We start from the raw sequence: 18,512 nt of genomic DNA, 5'->3' as shown, positions 1-18,512 counted from the left end.
ACCGCTGAGTGCAAATCCGGTGACGATTTTTTCTACTCGGCCTTGCCGCCGAACACCGAGTCGACGAGCGCGTGGCTCTCCTCGACCGGAAGCTTCTCGTCGCCGCCGAGCCCGACGTCGGGACCGACGGTCTCGGGGACCTCGACCTTGACGCCCGAGACGTTCATCTCGGTGAGGAAGTAGATCGGGTCGACGTACTTGCCCTGCACGTGCACCTCGAAGTGCAGGTGCGGGCCGGTGGAGATGCCGGTGTTGCCCACCTGGGCGATCTCGTCGCCGACCGAGATGGTGTCGCCCTCCTCGACCACGATGGTCTCGGGCTTGAGGTGCGCGTACACGGTCGTGACCCGCTCGCCCTCGATCATGTGCTGCACCTCGACGAACACGCCCGAGCCCGAGCCGCCCGCCTCGTCGACCTTCGTGACGAGCCCATCGGCCATCGAGCCGATGGGGGTGCCGATGCCGGGCGTGAAGTCGACGCCGCCGTGGAAGGTCGACGCACCAGCGGTAGGCGCCTCGCGGAAGCCGTAGGGGCTCGAGATCTCGACGCCCATCGGGAACGGCCACTGCACGTTCGCGGTGATGTCGTTGGTGTACGCCTTCGAGTCGGGCAGCTCCACGCCGGTCGCGAGGTTCGCGGCGGCCGCGGTGCCGATCGAGGTCACCGCGGTGATCTCGTCGCTGCGCTCGACCTCCGCCGAGACCTCGACCTCGGCGCCGACCGCGAGCGACTGCGCCTGCGCGACCTCTTCCTCGTCGAGCCCAGCGGTGGCGCTCGCCTCGTCGGGCGAGTTGACCATCGCGATGCCGGCGGCGGTACCGCTGCCGATCACGACGGCGCCCGCAACGAAGCTCAGCGCGAACATCCCGCCGCCGATGCGGCCGGAACGGCGTCCGCGCGAGGAGCGGCGGTCGCCCTGCTCATCCTCGTCGGAGGCGCTGAAGGACTCGGGGATCTCGACCTCGGGCTCGTCGACCGGCGCCTGCGGCACGATCTCCGCACCCTCTTCGCGAGCGGCGCGGACCTCGTCGAGCGAGACGACCGGCGCGAGCACGATCGGCCCGGTGACGGGGTCGAGCGTGTCGACGACCGTCTCGGCGGCCTGCTCGGGGAAGGCGATGGTCTCGGCCTCGTCGGCCTGGGCGGCAGCCGCCTCGGGCGCGGCGGCGGCCTGCGAGCCCGCGAACAGCTCGGGGTTGCGCTCGACGGCGAGCTTCGACGCGGCTAGCGACTGCCGCTCGAGCTCGGCGAGGCGCTTCGCCTCGGCGGCGCGCTCGGCCTCGCGACGCTCGCGGCGCGACATGAAGACCGGCTCGGATGCGGGCGCCTGCTCCGCCGGAGCGGCGGGCTCGACGGCGGCTTCGGGCTTCGACTCGGCGACCGGAGCGGCGGGCTCAACGGATGCGGTCGTCGCGGACTGCTCGGCCTGGGCTGCGGCCCGGGCCTGCTCGGCCTCCCGGCGCTCGCGCTCAGCGGCGGCGCGGCGCGCGGCTTCGGCCTGCGCCTCGAGGAGGGCGAGCTTCTCGCGACGCTCGGCCTCTCGTTCGAGTTCGCGGAGTTCGCGTCGCGTCAGCGGCGCGGACTGCTGCTCGGTAAGCGACGTCATTCAGCAAAACTCCTCGGGATTGGGCACCAGAAAAGTGTAACGAAACGGTTACGGGAAAGGCAACCCTTGATCACGATTTCGACATTTTCCCTGATCAGAACGAACTCGCCGAGATAACCGAAGATAACGGTTCGATGACACGACGTCGGCGGCGGGAAGGCCAGAGACAAGGATAGCGCGCCGCCTGCCGCTCTCCAACCGCAGCGCCGTCCGGCGCGTCGATCCGCCCGCACCCCCACCTGCCACCGTCGGACACCGCACCCGATGTGCGTTCGCCCCCGATCTTGTGTAAGCTTTCCCGGTGCGCAAGCACGCCCGGCGGGTTGCCCGAGCGGCCAAAGGGATCTGACTGTAAATCAGACGGCACTGCCTTCAGAGGTTCGAATCCTCTACCCGCCACCACCCGGAGCAGTCCGGAGCCGAACGGCTCCGGACTGCTCCGTTTTCCGACGCGCGTCTTCGCTTCCCGTCCCGCATCCATGCCGGTCGCAAGCGCGCCGCGTACGCTCGAGGGCCCGCATCCGCACGCAACGCGAAATGAGGCCCAATGACGACGACAGTCACGCTCAACGACGGCACGACCATCCCCTCGATCGGCTTCGGCACCTACCCGCACGACAACGACGACTCCGCGGCCAACACCGAGCACGCGCTCGAGATCGGCTACCGCCTCATCGACACCGCTCTCAGCTACGAGAACGAGGAGGAGGTGGGCGAGGGCATTCGGCGCTCCCCCGTGGCGCGCGAGGAGCTCGTCGTCACCACCAAGGTGCCCGGCCGCTTCCACGGTTACGACGGCGCGCGCGAGTCCTTCGAGACCTCGGCGAAGTCGCTCGGCCTCGAGACCGTCGACCTGCTCCTCATCCACTGGCCGCTGCCCCGGCTCGACAAGTACGTGGATACATGGAGGGCGCTCATCGACCTGCAGCAGGAGGGACGGGTCCGCTCGATCGGCGTATCGAACTTCACACCCGACCACATCCGCCGCCTGCAGGACGAGACCGGCGTGACGCCTGCCGTCAACCAGGTCGAGCTGCACCCCTACTTCCAGCAGCGCGAGCAGCGCGCCTTCCACGCCGAGCACGGCATCGTCACCGAGGCCTGGAGCCCGCTCGGGCGCGGCGGCGACCTGCTGCAGGAGCCGCGCATCCTCGAGGTCGCCGACGCGCTCGGCGTCTCGGCCGGCCAGGTCGTGCTGCGCTGGCACCTCCAGCAGGGCATCGTGCCCATCCCCAAGTCGAAGACCCCCTCCCGGCAGCGCGAGAACTTCGACGTGTTCGGCTTCGAGCTCTCCGAGGCGCAGATCGCCTCGATCGACGAGCTCGAGCGCGACCGGATCTGGGGTCAGGACCCGAACACCTACGAGGAGTTCTAGGCCTCGGAGCCCGTGATGAGGATCTTCACCTCGTCGCGGGTCGGGTCGAGCAGCGCGTCGAACGCCTCCGGCGCGCGCTCGAGCGGCACCCGGCTCGTGACGAGGGGCTCCGGGTCGATCGCGCCCGAGGCGATGAGGCCGATCACCTTCGGCCAGCTCGTCACGTCGTAGCAGTACACGCCCTTGTAGATCACGTCGCGCATCGTGAGGCGCGCCGAGGTGTCGATGCTGATCGGCGCCGAGGCCATCGCCGTCTGGACGATCGTGCCGCCGAGCCGGACCGCCTCGAAGGCCGAGGCCACCGCGGGCGCGCTGCCGGAGCACTCGATGCAGACATCCGCGCCGGCCCCGTCGGTGGCGGCCGCCACGACCTCCGCGAGCGATTCGACGCGCGGGTCGACCGCGGTGCAGAAGCCGAGCGCCTCCGCGCGGGCGCGCCGGGCGTCGTGCGGCTCCGAGAGGAGGATCCGCCCCGCGCCCGCCGCCCGGGCGCACATCGCCACGAGCAGCCCGATCGGCCCGCCGCCCGTGATCAGCACGACGTCCCCGATCGCGACGGGCGCGGCCTCGACCGCGTGCACCGCCACCGCGGTGGGCTCCACGAGCGCCCCGAGCACGTTCGACACGCCCTCGGGCAGCGCGAACACCTGATCGTCGTCGAAGACGCCGTACTCGGCCAGCCCGCCCCAGCGCGTCGAGTAGCCGACGGCCGCGAGGCGCTCGCAGGTCTGCTGCCGCCCGCGCAGGCACTGGCGGCAGGTGCCGCAGAAGCGCTGCGGCATGCCGGCGACCCGGTCGCCGACCGCCACCGAGGCCACGGCCCCGCCGACGCCCTCGACGACGCCCGAGAACTCGTGCCCCATGATGGTGGGCCGCGAGGCGCCCGTCTGCGGATGCGGCTCCCCCGGGCTGTAGAGCGGCCCGTCGAGGTACTCGTGCAGGTCGCTGCCGCAGATGCCGCAGTGGGTGATGCGCACGAGCACCTCGTGCGGCCCCAGCTCCCCCGCCGGCGCGGGGATGTCCTCGACTCGGATATCGCGGTTGTCGTAGTAGCGCAGCGCCTTCATTCGTCGCATCCTCTCGTGCTCGGCTCCGGCCGGCAGCGCCGTCCGCCGACTCCCGCAGACTCCGTTGCCGCCCCTGATAGCATCAGATTCCCACAGCTTGGACGATCAGTCCATATGCGGGAAGACGTTGACCCGGCGCGCTCCGCGGTCGCGGACCGCGCCCATGCACTCGACGAGGAGGACCATGTACTCGCTTGCCGCCGCGCCCATCTCCTGGGGCGTCTGCGATGTCCCCGACTGGGGCCTGCAGCTCGACCCCGAGCGGGTCTTCGCCGAGATGCACGAGCTCGGCATCGCCGCCGCCGAGACGGGCCCCGCCGGGTTCCTGCCCGCCGATCCGGACGCCGCCCGCGCCGTGCTCGAGCGCCACACGCTCCGCGCCGTCGGCAGCTACGACGGCCTCGTGCTGCACCGCGACGGCTGGGAGGAGGCGCTCCGCGCCGCCGCCGAGCCCGTCAGGCGGCTGGGCGGCGACGCCCTCGTCTTCGCCGTCCTCGCCGCGCCCGGAGACTACTCGGGCGACCCCGGCCTCGACGAGGACGACCGCGCCCGCATCCTCTCGGCCCTCGACCGCATCGCCGACCTCGAGGAGGAGCTGGGGCTCTCGCTCGCCGTCCACCACCACCTCGGCAGCCTGGTCGAGACCGAGGCCGAGATCGACCGGGTGCTCGAGGGCAGCCGGGTGCGCATCTGCGTCGACACCGGCCACGCCTTCGCCGCCGGCATCGACGACGTGCCCGCGCTCTTCGACCGCGTCGGCGACCGCCTCGCGCTCGTGCACCTCAAGGACGCCGACGCCGGGCTCGCCCGCCAGGTGCAGTCGGGCGAGACGGACTTCCTCGACGCGGTCGGCCGGGGCATCTTCCGCCCGCTCGGGGAGGGCGACCTCGACGTCGCGGCCATCCTCGACCGCATCCACCGCGTGGACTACTCGGGCTGGGTGGTGCTCGAGCAGGACACGATGCTCGCCGAGGAGCCCGGCGCCGACGGCGGCCCCAAGGCCGCGGTCCGGCGGAGCATCGACTTCCTGCGCGCGCTCGAGGAGGCGCGGGTCTGACCCCGGCCCCCGGCGGATGCGCCGGCTCGGCTACAGGAACAGCACGAGGCTGACGGCCATGACCGCCATGCCGGCGATCACCCCGTACACGGCCAGGTGGTGCTCGCCGAACTCGTGCGCGGCCGGCAGCAGCTCGTCGAGCGAGATGAACACCATCACACCCGCGATCGCGGCGAAGACCCCGCCGAACAGCGCATCCGACATGAACGGCATGAGGATGAGGTAGCCGACCAGCGCGCCCGCCGGCTCGGCCAGGCCCGAGGCCGCCGCGAGCAGGAACCCGCGTCTGCGCGAGCCCGTCGCCTGGTAGACGGGGATCGAGACCGCGAGCCCCTCCGGGATGTTGTGGATGGCGATGGCCACGGCCACGCCGATCGCGATGCCCGGCTCCTGCAGCGCGGCGATGAAGGTCGCGAACCCCTCCGGGAAGTTGTGGATCGCGAGCGCGGCGGCCGTGAGCAGCCCCGTGCGCATCAGCGCGTGCCTGCGCTGCGAGCTCTCGATCGAGGACGGCTCGTGCGGGTTCACCGACTCGGGCACGAGCTTGTCGATGATCGCGATCACGGCGATGCCGCCGAAGAAGCACGCGAGCCCGATCCACGCGCCCGGCGCCGAGCCGAACTCGCCCTGCAGCGAGGCGAGGCCCTCGGGCAGCAGCTCCATGAGTGAGACGTAGATCATGACACCGGCCGAGAAGCCCAGCCCGAGCGAGAGCGTCTTGACCGAGGTGCCCTTGCCGAGCACCCCCAGGCCCGCGCCCAGCACCGTGGACAGCCCCGCGGCGAGGGTCAGCAGGAACGCGAACAGCACCTCGTTCATCCTCGACCTCCCCACTCGGCCCGTGGCTCGCACCCCGACGGGCAGCGCCGCGTCGACAGGGCAACTGTACGTCCGCCGGGCGACCCGCCGCGCACGCGCAAACCCCGGGCGCGCCACGTACCATGTGCCCATGGCTGATTCTTCATTCGACGTCGTGAGCAAGGTCGACCACCAGGAGGTCGCCAACGCGGTCAACCAGGCGGCCAAGGAGCTCTCCCAGCGCTACGACTTCAAGGACGCGAACGCGTCCATCGACCTGAACGACACCCGGATCCTGCTCAAGGCCGTGAGCGAGGAGCGCGTGAAGGCGGCGCTCGACGTGCTGCAGTCCAAGCTCATCCGCCGCGGCATCTCCCTCAAGTCGCTCGACAGCGGCGACCCCTACGCCTCGGGCAAGGAGTACCGCATCGAGGCGGGCATCAAGGAGGGCATCGACCAGCCGAACGCGAAGAAGCTGTCCAAGCTCATCCGCGACGAGGCGCCCAAATCGGTGAAGTCGCAGATCCAGGGCGACGAGCTGCGCGTGCAGTCGAAGAGCCGCGACGACCTGCAGGCCGCCATCCAGCTGCTCAAGGGGGCCGATGTCGAGATCGACCTCCAGTTCATCAACTTCCGCTGATCCGGCCCCGAAGGAGGCCGTGATCGACCGCTCCCGAAAGGCGACCGCGTGATCGGTCCGTTCGCGTTCTTCTCCGACACCGCGAATCTCGTGACGATCGGCGTGCTCTACGCCGTGAACATCCTCATCGTGATCGTGACGCTGTTCACGATCGGCCACAACCGGCGCCCGATGACCTCGGTGGCCTGGCTGCTCGCGATCGCCCTCATCCCCTACGTGGGGCTGCTGCTGTTCCTGCTGTTCGGCACGAACCACCTGCCGAAGTTCCGTCGGCGCAGGCAGGCCGAGTTCGAGCAGATCCTGCGGAGCGCCACCGAGCAGCTCCGCAACGAGGTGGGGCTGACGCCCATCCCCGAGCAGCTGCGACCCATCTCGCAGCTCGCGGAGAACCTCACCGCCATCCCCCACCTGTCGGGCAACCGGCTCGAGATCAAGACCTCCTACGACGAGACGATCGACGCCATGGCCGCCGAGATCGACCGCGCGCAGGACTACGTGCACGTCATCTTCTACGCGATGGGCTACGACGAGGTCACCGAGGGCTTCTTCGACGCCCTCGAGCGCGCCGTGCGGCGGGGCGTCACGGTGCGCGTGCTCTACGACCAGGTGGGCTCGTTCCGCTACCCGGGCTACCGCCGGCTCAAGCGGCGGCTCGACGCGATCGGCTGCGAATGGCACCGCCTCTACTCGATCTGGCCCTGGGAGAGCGGCTGGCAGCGCATCGACCTGCGCAACCACCGCAAGCTCGTCGTCGTCGACGGCCGGGTTGCGTGGATGGGCTCGCAGAACCTCATCGCCCGCGACTACCACCGCAAGCCGAACCGGCAGCACGGGCAGATGCTCTGGCAGGACCTCATGCTGCGCGTGGCGGGGCCGATGGCGCTGGGCGTCGACGCGGTGTTCCGCTCCGACTGGTACGTCGAGACCGGGCACCTCGCGGAGGACGGCGAGGACCCCACGACGCTCGAGTTCGCCGATCTCGACGCCTCCGACCGTGCGGCCGGCCACGAGGTCGAGCTGCACGACTGCCAGCTCGTCCCCTCCGGCCCGGGCTACGAGCACGAGAACAACCTCCGCCTCTTCGCGCAGCTGCTCTACCAGGCCCGCGAGCGCGTGGTCATCGCCTCCCCCTACTTCGCCCCCGACGACTCGATGCGCTACGCGATCACCACCGCCGTGCAGCGGGGCGTGGAGGTGCACCTGCACGTCTCGGAGGTGGGCGACCAGCTGTTCACGCAGCACGCGCAGCAGTCCTACTACGAGGAGCTGCTGCGCGTGGGCGTGCACGTGTGGCTCTACCGGGCGCCGTACATCCTGCACTCGAAGCACATGACGGTGGACGGCGAGGTGAGCATGGTCGGCTCGAGCAACATGGACATGCGCTCGTTCACGCTCAACGCCGAGATGATGCTCATCGTGTACGGCCAGCGCTTCGCGGAGCGGATGGCCTGGGTCGAGCACTTCTACCGCGTGCACTCCCGCAAGCTCACCCTCGACGAGTGGCTCGCGCGGCCGCGGATGCACGTCGCCTTCGACGACCTGTGCCGGCTGACCTCGGTGGTCCAGTAGGGCGCCGGGGCGTTCGGCTGCGCCGCGCGGAGCTCGGCGGGTCGGGGTGGGCGGCCGGGAGTGCCGAGGGTGCCGGATCGGGGCGGACGGCCGGGAGTGCTGGATCGGGCTGAGCAGCCGCGGTGCTGGATCGGGGCAGGCGGCCGGGAGTGCCGGATCGGGGCGGACGGCCGAGAGTGCCGGATCAGGGTGAATAGCCGGGCGGCGGCATATATCCGTTCTGCCGAGCTCTACGCCCCGAAACGGCTGCACATCACACCCGCTCCGTGCCGGCCCCGACAGCATTAGTGGGACGAATAGCCGGGCAGCGGCGCATACGGGACCGAGCAGGCTATTCGCCCCGAACCGGGCGAACCGCCGAGCAGCCGCCCGGCATCCCGGCCACGCAAACCGGCATCCCGGCAGTCCCGCCGCCCAAACCGGCTTCCCGCCGGCCCGCCGGCCCACCGACCCGACGCCCCGACAGCCCCGACAGCCCCGACAGCCCCGACAGCATTGGGGCGAATAGCCGGGCGGCCGCGCATATCCTGCCCGCCCGGCTATTCGCCCCCGAAGAGCAGGCCGACGCCGGGCGCCGATGTCGGGCGCGGGGCGTCAGGCGCCGAATCATCCTGCGCGGGCCGTGGAGCCGCGCACGACCAGCTCCAGCGGGATGCACTGATGCACCACGGGAGGCTCGCCGTCGCGGAAGCGCTCCTCCAGCACCTCCACCACGCGCGAGGCGATCGCCGTGGTGTCGAGCCGCAGGCTCGTGATCGGACAGGCGGCGGTCTCGGCCGGCGCGCCGTCGAGCACCGAGGCGATGCGCACGTCCTCCGGCACCGAGAGCCCGCGCCGCGTCACCGCCGCCTCGGCGCCCGCGGCGAAGACGCTGGACGAGGTGAGGATGGCGTTGCAGTCGGGGTTCGCCTCCAGCAGCCTCGTGGCGGCGGCCCTCGCACCCTCGACGCCCTCGTCGTTGTCGGCCACCCGGATGAGCTGCCGGTTGCCGGACGAGACCGCGAGCGCGGAGTAGGCCTGCAGGATGGAGCGGCGGTACATGTTGTCGGTCTCCCCGATGATGAGCCCGATGGTGTCGCCGCCCGTGGCGTGGATGTGCTGGATGAGTCGGATGAAGGACGAGAAGTAGTTGATGCCGACCCACCACTCGAAGGACGAGCCGGACGGGTCCCGGTCGAAGGCCACGACCGGGATGCGGCGGGACTCGAGCTCGTGCAGCGTCTCGTCCTCGAAGTTCGGGTGCAGCACCACGGCGCCGTCGAGCCTCGCGGCGATGGCGGTCAACTCGGCGTGCGAGCTCGAGACGAACGCGGTGTAGCCGGCGTTGAGGAGTCCGAGCGTCACCGCGCCCGTGATGGTCGAGAACGAGGTCGTCCCCGCGAGAAAGCTCGTGACCGCCTCGGCGGGGCGCACCAGCACGCCGATGGTGCCGGTGCGCCCCTTGGGCCGGTAGCCGAGGGCCGCGGCGGATTCGAGCACGCGCCTGCGCGTGTCCGCCGACACGGGTCGCTTGCCGGAGAAGACCTGCGAGGCGGTCGTCGTCGACACCCCCGCGTGCTCCGCGACATCCGCGAGTCGCGCATGCGCCATCATCCCTCCCAGCGCCCGGGCCCGGGCTATCCGGCGTTGATCTCCTCCGTCGGTACCCGATGCGTCTCCCGCAGGCCGAGCGAGCAGAGGATCAGCACGAGCATCACGAATGCACCGTACACCGCCACCGAGACCGGGTTGCCGTCGAACACCACGAGCAGCCAGGTGGCGATGAACGATGCCGTGCCGCCGCCGAGCGCCGCGCCGATCTGGTAGCCCGCGGACATGCCGCTGTAGCGCAGGTGCGAGGGGAACTGCTCGCCCGAGAACGTGGGGATGGGGCCCTGCGTGATGCCCGTCAGCAGGCCGGTGATCCCGAACGCGATCGTCGCCATCGCCACGCTCATCGTGCCCACCATCGGGAAATAGATGAACAGGAACACCGCCATCGAGACGCCGCCGATCACCATCACCTTCTTGCGGCCGATCACGTCCGACCACAGCGCGCACAGCGGCGCGCTCGCGACGAGGACCGCGCTGTAGGCGAGCTGGCCGATGAGCGCCTGCGTCGAGTCGTAGCCGAGCGAGGTGAGGTACGACAGGAAGAAGGTGAAGCCGATGTACGCGATCGTGTTGTAGCCGTAGCTGACGCCGAGCACGAGGAAGATCTGCTTGGGGTGCTTCTTGAACATCTCGACGAAGGGGATGGTGCCCGAATCCGAGGTCTTGACCGGTTCCTCGCTCGGCATGCTGAGCCGTGCCAGCAGACCGATGATCACGAGCACGCCGCCGAGCCAGAACGGGATGCGCCACGCGAACTCCACGAGGTCGCCGCCCGCGACTGCGCTCGTGATGGCGAAGACGCCGGTGCCGATGAGCGTGCCGAGGCCGATGCCCATGCTGGTGAAGCTGCCCCACAGGCCGCGGCGGTTCGATGGCGCGTTCTCGAGGCCGAACAGCGCCGCGCCGCCCCATTCCCCGCCCGCCGCGAAGCCCTGGACGAGGCGCAGGAGCACGAGCAGGATCGGCGCCCAGATGCCGATCGTGGCGTAGGTCGGCAGGAACCCGATCGCCAGCGTCGAGACGCCCATCGTGATGAGCGTCAGCACGAGCATCGGCCGCCGCCCGATGCGGTCGCCGAAGTGGCCGATGATGACGCCGCCCAGCGGGCGGGCGAGGAAGCCGGTGCCGAAGGCGGCGAACGCGTAGAGCGTGCCGATGATCGGGTCGACCTCCGGGAAGAACACCACGTTGAAGACGAGGCCGGCGGCGAGGCCGTAGATGAGGAAGTCGTAGTACTCGAGGGCCGTGCCGATGCCCGAGACGAGGAACGTCTTGGTGGCTGTGACGTCGGTGAGCGGTTTCGTCGAGTCGTGGTCTGTGGTCGTGTGCATGATTTCGCCTTCTACGAGTTGTGCTGCGAGGCCGCGATCGCGGACTCCGTGCGGCCGTCGCCCAGAGCCCGTGCGATGTTCGGGCGGCTGAAGTCCATGGGATAGGGGTCGTTCGACTCGGGGATGATCCGCAGCCCGAGGTCGGAGACGCGGCCCGCGTGCCGCTGCAGCGACTGGGGCAGGATCAGCGAGGGGCCGCTCGCGTCGATGCGCGGCGTCGCGAGGGCGTCCGCCGCCGTCATCCCGCCGTCGACGAGCGCGATGACGAGCTGCGCGACGGCGCTGACGATCCGCCGTCCGCCCGAGGCGCCGATCGCGCTCTTCGTCCCGTCGCCGTGGAGCACCACGACGGGGCCCATGTTCGCGAGCGCCCTCGCACCGGGGGCGATGCTGTTCGCGGCGCCGGGAGCGGCGTTGAACCAGGCCATCGACGAGTCGAGGAGGAGCCCCGTGCGGGGGCAGACGATGCCGCTGCCGAAGTGGTTCGCCGCGGTGTGAGTGATGCTGATCACCCTGCCCTCGGCATCCGCTGCCGAGACGTGGGTGGTACCGCTCGTCGGGCCGTTCGCCCCGGCGGGACGCCAGACGGGCGTCTCCGCATCCTCCCCCGCGTGCCGCCACGGATCGTGCACGGCGTGGGAGGCGTACGTGAGCCAGGGGGCGCCGGCGGCCCAGCCGAGGACGTCCTGGCCCTGCTCGACGAGTCGCGCGAGCTCCGCGGCGTACTCGTCCGAGAGCAGCTCGTCGACGGGAACGGGGCGGAGCGCCTGGTCGCCGAGCCAGTGATAGCGGTCGGCGAACGCGTGCCGGAGGGCGAGGGAGAGGGCGCGCAGGCCCTCCCCCGAGTCGGCCGGCAGGGCTGGCTCGGGCCTCGCGCGCTGCCAGATCGCGAGGGCCTGCAGCTCGGTGAGGGCGCCCGAGGGCGCGTGCGAGGCGGCGACGACCGCCTCCCGATACCGCAGGAGGCGGGCCTCGCGGATTCGCGGCGCCGAGCGCTCGAGGTCCTCGGCGGCGAGGATGCCGCCCCGCTCGCGCGAGGATGCCGCGAGCGCCTCTGCGATCTCCCCGCGGGTGAGGCAATCCGCTCCGCGGTCGGCGACGAGCTCCAGGGTGCGGCCGAGCTCCGGCTGCATGATCGGCGGGTACTCGCCGAACGTCCGCCCGTAGCCGGCAGCCGTGGCCGCGCCCTTCGGCAGACCGCGGTCGTCGAGGAACACCCGGCGGGCCATCGGGTCGGCGCGCAGCCGCTCGATATCGCTCAACGCGGCCGTGATGTGCCAGGCGTCCGGTCGGTACCCCGAGTGGGCGGCCTCGATGGCGGGGCCGAAGACGGCCTCGCGCGGGAGCGCGCCGAACCGCTCCTGCGCGGTCGTGAGCCCCAGCAGCGTCCTGGGCACGCCCGAGGCGAGCGGCCCGTCCACGTTGGCGTTGCCGACCACCGGTGCGAGCCCGAGCACGGCCGGTTCGGCGCCCCGGCCCGGCTCCTCGAGTTCGAACATCCCGGGCGATGCGGCGAGGGGCGCCGTCGGCCCGAAATCGATCTCGACCGGCTCGCGGCCCTCCTCGGCGAGAATCGCGAAGCCGCTCCCCGCAAGGGTCGTCTCTGTGGGCTCGATCACCCCGCTCACGAGCGCCGCGGCCACTGCCGCATCCACGGCGTTGCCGCCTCGCTCGTACATGGCCAGCCCGGCCTGCACCGCCTGGTCGTGCGGCGCCACCACTGTTCCCGAGCCGCGATTCTCGCGAGTCGCGATCGCCGGCCTCTCCGTCGAATGTGCATGCATCCGGGTCTTCCTTCCGCTCCGTTGCAGGTCCGGGGAGCCTATGGAGGAAGCGAAGGCGCGACAATGAAATTTGCGTTCTTTGCGCAAAGAACGCAAAGCTCCTGCCTTGACCGGATGCCCCCGGCAGGGCCTCCCCGGCAGACTTCCCCGGCCGGACTACTGCCGCCGGACCTCCTCGGCAGGAGGCCATCGGCGGAGAGGCGCCCGTGGCGGAGGTGGGTCGCAGGATGCCGGGCTGCGGAGGGCGCCCTCGGCGGAGCGCGGGCACCGATCGTGGGCGACCGGGGCCAGGACTGGGCGAATAGCCGAGCGAACCCGCCCACCGACGCGGTGAGGCTATTCGCCCCGAACCGGGTGCCAGAACCGGCCGCCCGCCGAACCAGCCGACCGGCAGCCCGGCCATTCGAACCAGCAGCCCAGGGGCTCAGCCACTCGAACCGGCAGCCCAGGAGCCCAGGAGCCCAGGCACTCAAACCAGCTTCCTACCGGCTCAGCGGTCCGCCGCCCCGACAGCATCGGGAGGAATAGCCGGGCGGCACCGCATACTCCGCCGAATAGGCTATTCACCCCAAACCGGACATCCCATACACCGCTCCCCGCCCGCACCCGAGCCCGTTCACACCGCATCCGGGACGAATAGCCGAGCGGCGGCGCCTACAAGATCGAGCAGGCTATTCGCCCCGAACCGGGCGAACCGCCATCCCAGCCGGCGCCGGGTTCATCCGCTCCCCGCTACCAGCAGAGCTACCAGCACCGCGCCCGTCCGGCGCACGCGCTGCGCTCTCCCCCAACCGGGACGAATAGCCGAGCGAACCCGGCCACCGGCATGGCGAGGGTATTCGCCCCGGCCCCGCCGATCGGCCCTGCCGCAAACGGGGCGGGGCGGCCGGAGACGGGGCAGGGTACGAGCCGGGGTCAGTCCTCGCGCGAGATGCGCAGCATCTCGTCGCGGTCCACAACCTTGATGCGCTCGCGCTCGTGGGGCTCGCCCAGCGAGATCTCGTGCGAGTCGAGGTTGTGCCAGCCCTCGAGGTCGGTGAAGCGCACCCGGCGCTCCTCGAGCAGCCCGAGGATCTCGTTCTCGTCCTCGATGCTCGGCCGCCACCAGGTCTCCTCGCCCGCGAGCAGGTGCTCGATGGTCTCCTTGGCGTCCGACTTCGTGTGGCCGATGAGGCCGACCGGCCCGCGCTTGATCCAGCCGGTGGCGTACATGCCCGGCAGCTGCTCGCCGCCCGCGTCGACCACGCGGCCGCCGTCGTTGGGGATGACGCCGCGCTCGGGGTCGTAGGGCACCTGCTCGAGCGGGGATCCGAAGTAGCCCACGGCGCGGTAGAGCTGGCCGATCTCGTAGTCGCGCATCTCACCGGTGCCGCGCACGCCGCCCGAGCCGTCGGGCTCGGTGCGCTCGACGCGCAGCGCGCGCACGCGCCCCCGCTCGTCGGCGAGCACCTCGTGCGGGCGCGACCAGAAGTGCAGGTGGATGCGGCGGCTCGCCCCGGTCGGCGCATCCGCCGCGCGCCACTTGCCGAAGATGCGGCTGATGACGAGCAGCTGCTTGTTGCGCTTCGACTCCTCGTCGGCGGCGGGATCGCGGTCGAAGTCCTCCTCGTACACGACCATGTCGGTGTCCGGCACCTCGCCGAGCTCGCGCAGCTCGAGCGGGGTGAACTTCACCTGCAGCGGGCCGCGGCGGCCGAACACGTGCACGTCGGTGACCTTCGAGTCGCCGAGCCCGCGGTACACGTTCTCGGGGATCTCGGTGGGGAGCATGTCGTCGGCCTGCTTCGCGAGCACGCGCGCGACGTCGAGCGCCACGTTGCCGTTGCCGACCACCGCGACGTGCTCGGCGTCGAGCGGCCACTCGCGCGGGACGTCCGGATGCCCGTCGTACCAGTTCACGAAGTCGGCGGCGCCGTAGGAGCCCTCGGCCTCAATGCCGGGGATGTCGAGGGGCGCGTCGTGCATCGCGCCCGTCGCGAAGATCACCGCGTGGTACCGCTCGCGGAGGTCCTCGATCGTGATGTCGCGGCCGAAGTCGACGTTGCCGAAGACCCGGATGCCGCCGTTGTCGAGCACGTCGCGCAGCGCGTTCACGACGCCCTTGATGCGGGGATGGTCCGGGGCGACACCGTAGCGGACGAGCCCGTAGGGCGCGGGGAGACGGTCGAACAGGTCGATCGAGACCTCGTGGCGGCCCTCGGCCTCCTTCCGCAGGATGTCCGACGCGTAGATGCCGGCCGGTCCGGCCCCCACCACGGCGACGCGCAGTTTCGACATTCGTAACCTCCCCGGGCCAGCGGCCCTCTCGTGTCTCGGCGGGCCGACGGCCCGCCGCCTGGGCGCCCCGGGTCGGGGCGCGCTAGAAGTCCCGTGTGACGAGGCGCTCCGCGAACTCGCGCAGCGCCGTCTTCACGACGCCGTTCGGCAGCACGTCGAGCGAGCCCGTCGCCCGCCGCACGTGCTCCTGGGCCGTCTCGACGGTCTGCGCGGTCACGGCGTGCTCGCGCAGCTCCGCGATGATCGCATCCACTTCTTCGGGATCGCTGGAGCCCGCGGCGTCCTCGCGCGCGAGCGTCGGGTCGGCGCTGCCGGGCTCCGAGCCGGAGACGCGGGTGCGGATGCGCCGGAGCAGATCCGCCGCTTCCTCGTCGCCCTCCTGGGCCCGGCGCTCGAGGAGCAGCACGGGCAGGGTCTCGACGCCGGCGCGCAGGTCGGTGCAGGCGCGCTTGCCGGTGGTCTCGGCGCTCGGCGAGAGGTCGATCACATCGTCGACGATCTGGAAGGCGACGCCCACCGCCTCGCCGAACTCCGCCAGCGCGGGCCGGTACTCCTGCGGCGCGCCCGAGAGCATGATGCCGAACTCGGTGGCGGCACCGATGAGCGAGCCGGTCTTGTCGGCGAGCACGCGCAGGTAGTGCTCGATGCGGTCCTCGTCCTCGGAGGGGCCGATGGTCTCGTGCATCTGCCCCAGCACGAGCCGCTCGAACACGGTGGCCTGCAGCCGGATGGCCTCGGCCCCCAGGTGCGAGAACATCTGCGAGGCGCGGGCGAACAGCAGGTCGCCCGCGAGGATCGCGGTGGAGTTGCTCCAGCGCAGGTGCGCGGCGGTGACGCCGCGGCGCAGCGTGGCCTCGTCCATGACGTCGTCGTGGTAGAGCGAGGCGAGATGCGTGATCTCGGTCGCGGCTGCCGCGGTGAGCACCGCATCCGCGTCCGGGTCGGGGCCGAGCTGGGCGCTGAGCAGCACGAGCATGGGCCGCAGGCGCTTGCCGCCGGCGCCGAGCAGGTAGGAGGTCGTGACCTGCGCCACCTCGTCCGCGTACTGCACCTGCTCCAGCAGCGTGTCCTCCACGCGCGCGAGGCCGTCGTCGAGGGTCGCCTTGAGCTTGCGCTCGGCCGGGCGGCCGAACAGCTTGCCCGCGAACTTCGAGCTCACGTTGCCGTGCGCGGGCCGGCGGGTCGCCGAGGGCTGGGCGGTCAATTGCTCTCCTGCGCGGTCGTGGGGATCGGCTTGACGCCGCGGTGCAGCGCGACGATGCCGTAGGCGAGGTTGCGGTGCGCGACCTGCTCGTAGCCCGCCTCGCGCAGCCAGCTCGCGAAGGTGCGCTGATCGGGCCAGTCCTGGATGGACTTGAAGAGGTAGTCGTAGGCCTCCGGATCGGAGGAGACGAGCTTGACGATGCCGGGCATCGCGACGTTCATGTAGGTGTCGTATCCCCAGCCGATCACGGCGTTCGTGGGGCGCGAGAACTCGCACACCACGATCCGGCCGCCGGGCCGGGTGACGCGCAGCATCTCCGCGAGCGCCTTCTCGGGCCGCTGCACGTTGCGGATGCCGAAGCTCACCGTCGTGACGTCGAAGCTGCCGTCCTCGAAGGGCAGGTCGGTCGCGTCCCCCTGCTGGAAGGCGATGTTCGGATGGTCGCCGTGGCGCCTGATGCCCTCCTCGATCATGCCCTTGGAGAAGTCGAGCCCGGTGACCTCGGCGCCGTGGTCGGCGAGGATGCGCGAGACCGTGCCGGTGCCGCACGCGACGTCGAGCACGCGCTGGCCGGGACGCGGGTCGATCGCCTGCCGCGTCCGCGCGCGCCAATAGGGCGCGATGCCCGCGGTGAGCACGTCGTTCGTCAGGTCGTACTTTCGCGAGACGCGATCGAACATGCTCGACACATCGGCGGGGCGCTTTTCGAGGTCGACTTTGGTCACGCCCTTCATCCTATCCCGTGCCGTCAAGACGCACCCCCTCCGGAAGGAGGGGGTCGGCGGGGCCGTTTCCCCGGCTCCCCCGGCGCTGCTCCGCGGTCTCGGGCCGTTCCCGGGGCGAAGACCGGCGGCGCGGGCGATTCCGGGAGAGGACTAGGCTGAGACGACGTGAACGGCATCCCTCGACTCCGAGCTCGCACTCGCCCCATCGCTGATCCGGGCGATCTGCTGCGATTCGCCGATCCGCTTTCCCCCTCGGCCTGGCTGCGGCGCGGCGACGGGATGGTCGGGCGCGGCTCGGCCTGGCGCGCCGAGTTCTCGGGCCCCTCCCGCATCCGCGACGCCCGCCGCGCGTGGGCCCGGATCGTGGCCGAGGCCCGGGTGGAGGACTCGATCCGGCTGCCCGGCTCCGGGCTGATCGCCTTCGGCGCCTTCGCGTTCTCGGGGTCCTCGGCCGCCGCGAGCGTCCTCGAGGTGCCGGAGATCGTGATCGGCCGGGTGGACGGCCGCGCGTTCATGACCGAGATCTCCGTCGCGCGCGACGCCGCCGACGCGGGCCCGGTGCCGACCGTGCCCGTGCGGCTGCCCGTCCCCCTGCCGCACGGCGAGGACGCGCGCACGGAACTCGAGCCCGGCGTCATGGGCCGGGAGCGCCACCGCGAGGCGGTGGCCTCGGCCATCGCGCGCATCCGCGCCGGCGAGTTCACGAAGGTGGTGGTCTCGCGCGACCAGCGCGGCCGCCTGCCGGAGGGGACGGATCGGCGCCATATCGTGCGCCGGCTCGCCGCGGCCTACCCCGAGACGTGGACGTACGCGGTGGACGGCCTCCTCGGCGCGAGCCCGGAGATGCTCGTCCGGGTGATCGGCCGCTCGGTGACGGCCCGCGTGCTCGCGGGCACGCTGCCGCGGGGCGCCGACGAGGCCGCGGACCTGGCCGCGCGCGACGCGCTCGCCGCCTCCGAGAAGAACCGCGCCGAGCACCGCTTCGCGATCGACTCGGCCATCGACTCGCTCCGCGGGCTCGACACTCACGAGGATCCGGAGACCGGGCTCACGGCCTCCCCCGAGCCCTTCCTGCTGCGGCTGCCGAACGTGTGGCACCTCGCGAGCGACATCCGCGGCACCCTCCCCGAGGGGTCGAGCGTGCTCGACCTCGTGGAGGCGCTGCATCCCACGGCCGCGGTCGGCGGCACCCCCCGGCGCGAGGCGGTGGCCGCGATCGAGGAGCTCGAGCCCTTCGACCGGCGGCGCTACGCCGGGCCGGCCGGCTGGCTCTCGGCGGCGGGCGACGGCGAGTGGGTCGTGGCGCTGCGCGGCGCCGAGGTCGCGGCCGACGGCGGCGTCACCGCCTACGCGGGCGGCGGCATCGTGGACGGCTCGGACCCCGACGAGGAGTTCGCCGAGACGCTCCCGAAGTTCCGGCCGATCGCCGACGCGCTGGGCTGAGCCGGCGGCTCCGGCGCGCGGATGCGTCGCAGATCGCTGTTC

General features: G+C 71.5%; 14 protein-coding genes and 1 tRNA gene. 6 read left to right on the top strand and 9 right to left on the bottom strand.

All coding sequences use genetic code 11. The features are described from left to right. Window positions 1-32: 32 nt before the first annotated feature. Window positions 33-1,607: a M23 family metallopeptidase gene (locus FM112_RS04430; RefSeq protein WP_087004035.1), complete on the bottom strand. Its 1,575-nt coding sequence runs from the start codon at window positions 1,605-1,607 to the stop codon at window positions 33-35. Between the two features lie 317 nt (window positions 1,608-1,924). Here FM112_RS04430 and FM112_RS04425 point away from each other — a divergent pair. Both FM112_RS04425 and FM112_RS04420 read left to right on the top strand, forming a co-directional pair. Then, window positions 1,925-2,009 (top strand) — tRNA-Tyr (locus FM112_RS04425). A 145-nt stretch (window positions 2,010-2,154) separates the two neighbouring features. Continuing rightward, the gene (locus FM112_RS04420; protein ID WP_087004032.1) at window positions 2,155-2,982 is read left to right on the top strand and encodes an aldo/keto reductase; all 828 of its coding nucleotides are present in this window, start codon (window positions 2,155-2,157) and stop codon (window positions 2,980-2,982) included. On the opposite strand, the gene FM112_RS04415 is transcribed toward FM112_RS04420, so the two are convergent. Then, complete coding sequence (locus FM112_RS04415; protein ID WP_176386665.1) at window positions 2,979-4,049, bottom strand: alcohol dehydrogenase catalytic domain-containing protein; 1,071 nt, start codon at window positions 4,047-4,049, stop codon at window positions 2,979-2,981. The genes FM112_RS04420 and FM112_RS04415 overlap by 4 nt on opposite strands. Window positions 4,050-4,233: 184 nt before the next feature. On the opposite strand from FM112_RS04415, the gene FM112_RS04410 reads away from it, so the two are divergent. Beyond that, window positions 4,234-5,106, top strand: a complete 873-nt coding sequence (locus FM112_RS04410) for a sugar phosphate isomerase/epimerase (RefSeq protein ID WP_176386664.1) — start codon at window positions 4,234-4,236, stop codon at window positions 5,104-5,106. Window positions 5,107-5,136: 30 nt separating this feature from the next. On the opposite strand, the gene zupT is transcribed toward FM112_RS04410, so the two are convergent. After that, on the bottom strand, window positions 5,137-5,925 hold the full coding sequence (gene zupT / locus FM112_RS04405) for a zinc transporter ZupT (protein WP_087004023.1): 789 nt from the start codon (window positions 5,923-5,925) through the stop codon (window positions 5,137-5,139). Between the two features lie 130 nt (window positions 5,926-6,055). Between zupT and FM112_RS04400 the strand changes: the two genes are divergently transcribed. Next, window positions 6,056-6,544, top strand: coding sequence for a YajQ family cyclic di-GMP-binding protein (locus tag FM112_RS04400; protein WP_087004021.1), 489 nt, complete (start codon window positions 6,056-6,058; stop codon window positions 6,542-6,544). Between the two features lie 48 nt (window positions 6,545-6,592). Continuing rightward, window positions 6,593-8,113 carry a cardiolipin synthase gene (gene cls, locus FM112_RS04395; RefSeq protein WP_254910375.1) on the top strand — a complete coding sequence of 507 codons (1,521 nt, stop codon included), beginning with the start codon at window positions 6,593-6,595 and terminating at the stop codon, window positions 8,111-8,113. Between the two features lie 606 nt (window positions 8,114-8,719). Here the strand turns inward: cls and FM112_RS04390 are convergent. The 6 genes from FM112_RS04390 to FM112_RS04365 all read right to left on the bottom strand — a co-directional run bounded on the left by FM112_RS04390 (window position 8,720) and on the right by FM112_RS04365 (window position 17,027). Beyond that, window positions 8,720-9,703: a LacI family DNA-binding transcriptional regulator gene (locus tag FM112_RS04390; protein ID WP_176386663.1), complete on the bottom strand. Its 984-nt coding sequence runs from the start codon at window positions 9,701-9,703 to the stop codon at window positions 8,720-8,722. A 26-nt stretch (window positions 9,704-9,729) separates the two neighbouring features. Further along, complete coding sequence (locus tag FM112_RS04385) at window positions 9,730-11,037, bottom strand: MFS transporter (protein WP_087004014.1); 1,308 nt, start codon at window positions 11,035-11,037, stop codon at window positions 9,730-9,732. An 11-nt stretch (window positions 11,038-11,048) separates the two neighbouring features. Next, a complete protein-coding gene (locus FM112_RS04380) occupies window positions 11,049-12,821 on the bottom strand; it encodes a gamma-glutamyltransferase (RefSeq protein ID WP_087004011.1) in 1,773 nt (590 codons plus the stop codon). A 915-nt stretch (window positions 12,822-13,736) separates the two neighbouring features. Continuing rightward, window positions 13,737-15,098, bottom strand: coding sequence for an FAD-dependent oxidoreductase (locus FM112_RS04375; RefSeq protein ID WP_087004008.1), 1,362 nt, complete (start codon window positions 15,096-15,098; stop codon window positions 13,737-13,739). Window positions 15,099-15,180: 82 nt separating this feature from the next. Next, a complete protein-coding gene (locus FM112_RS04370) occupies window positions 15,181-16,302 on the bottom strand; it encodes a polyprenyl synthetase family protein (RefSeq protein WP_087004005.1) in 1,122 nt (373 codons plus the stop codon). After that, window positions 16,299-17,027 (bottom strand): class I SAM-dependent methyltransferase, encoded by a 729-nt coding sequence (locus FM112_RS04365; protein WP_254910374.1) that lies wholly within the window; start codon window positions 17,025-17,027, stop codon window positions 16,299-16,301. Before FM112_RS04365 ends, FM112_RS04370 begins: the two co-directional genes overlap by 4 nt. A 165-nt stretch (window positions 17,028-17,192) precedes the next feature. Here FM112_RS04365 and FM112_RS04360 point away from each other — a divergent pair, with 165 nt between their 5' ends. Further along, window positions 17,193-18,470, top strand: a complete 1,278-nt coding sequence (locus tag FM112_RS04360) for an isochorismate synthase MenF (RefSeq protein ID WP_254910373.1) — start codon at window positions 17,193-17,195, stop codon at window positions 18,468-18,470. Window positions 18,471-18,512 lie beyond the last annotated feature (42 nt).

This window comes from Gulosibacter sp. 10 (genome assembly GCF_900163695.1).
In the GTDB taxonomy this organism is placed as follows: domain Bacteria; phylum Actinomycetota; class Actinomycetes; order Actinomycetales; family Microbacteriaceae; genus Gulosibacter.
This window is presented reverse-complemented; position numbering and strand designations above follow the sequence as displayed.

Coding starts and splice junctions, on each gene's coding strand:
- FM112_RS04430 (WP_087004035.1), bottom strand. CDS start 1,607: ATGACGTCGCTTACCGAGCAGCAGTCCGCGCCGCTGACGCGACGCGAA.
- FM112_RS04420 (WP_087004032.1), top strand. CDS start 2,155: ATGACGACGACAGTCACGCTCAACGACGGCACGACCATCCCCTCGATC.
- FM112_RS04415 (WP_176386665.1), bottom strand. CDS start 4,049: ATGAAGGCGCTGCGCTACTACGACAACCGCGATATCCGAGTCGAGGAC.
- FM112_RS04410 (WP_176386664.1), top strand. CDS start 4,234: ATGTACTCGCTTGCCGCCGCGCCCATCTCCTGGGGCGTCTGCGATGTC.
- zupT (WP_087004023.1), bottom strand. CDS start 5,925: ATGAACGAGGTGCTGTTCGCGTTCCTGCTGACCCTCGCCGCGGGGCTG.
- FM112_RS04400 (WP_087004021.1), top strand. CDS start 6,056: ATGGCTGATTCTTCATTCGACGTCGTGAGCAAGGTCGACCACCAGGAG.
- FM112_RS04390 (WP_176386663.1), bottom strand. CDS start 9,703: ATGGCGCATGCGCGACTCGCGGATGTCGCGGAGCACGCGGGGGTGTCG.
- FM112_RS04385 (WP_087004014.1), bottom strand. CDS start 11,037: ATGCACACGACCACAGACCACGACTCGACGAAACCGCTCACCGACGTC.
- FM112_RS04380 (WP_087004011.1), bottom strand. CDS start 12,821: ATGCATGCACATTCGACGGAGAGGCCGGCGATCGCGACTCGCGAGAAT.
- FM112_RS04375 (WP_087004008.1), bottom strand. CDS start 15,098: ATGTCGAAACTGCGCGTCGCCGTGGTGGGGGCCGGACCGGCCGGCATC.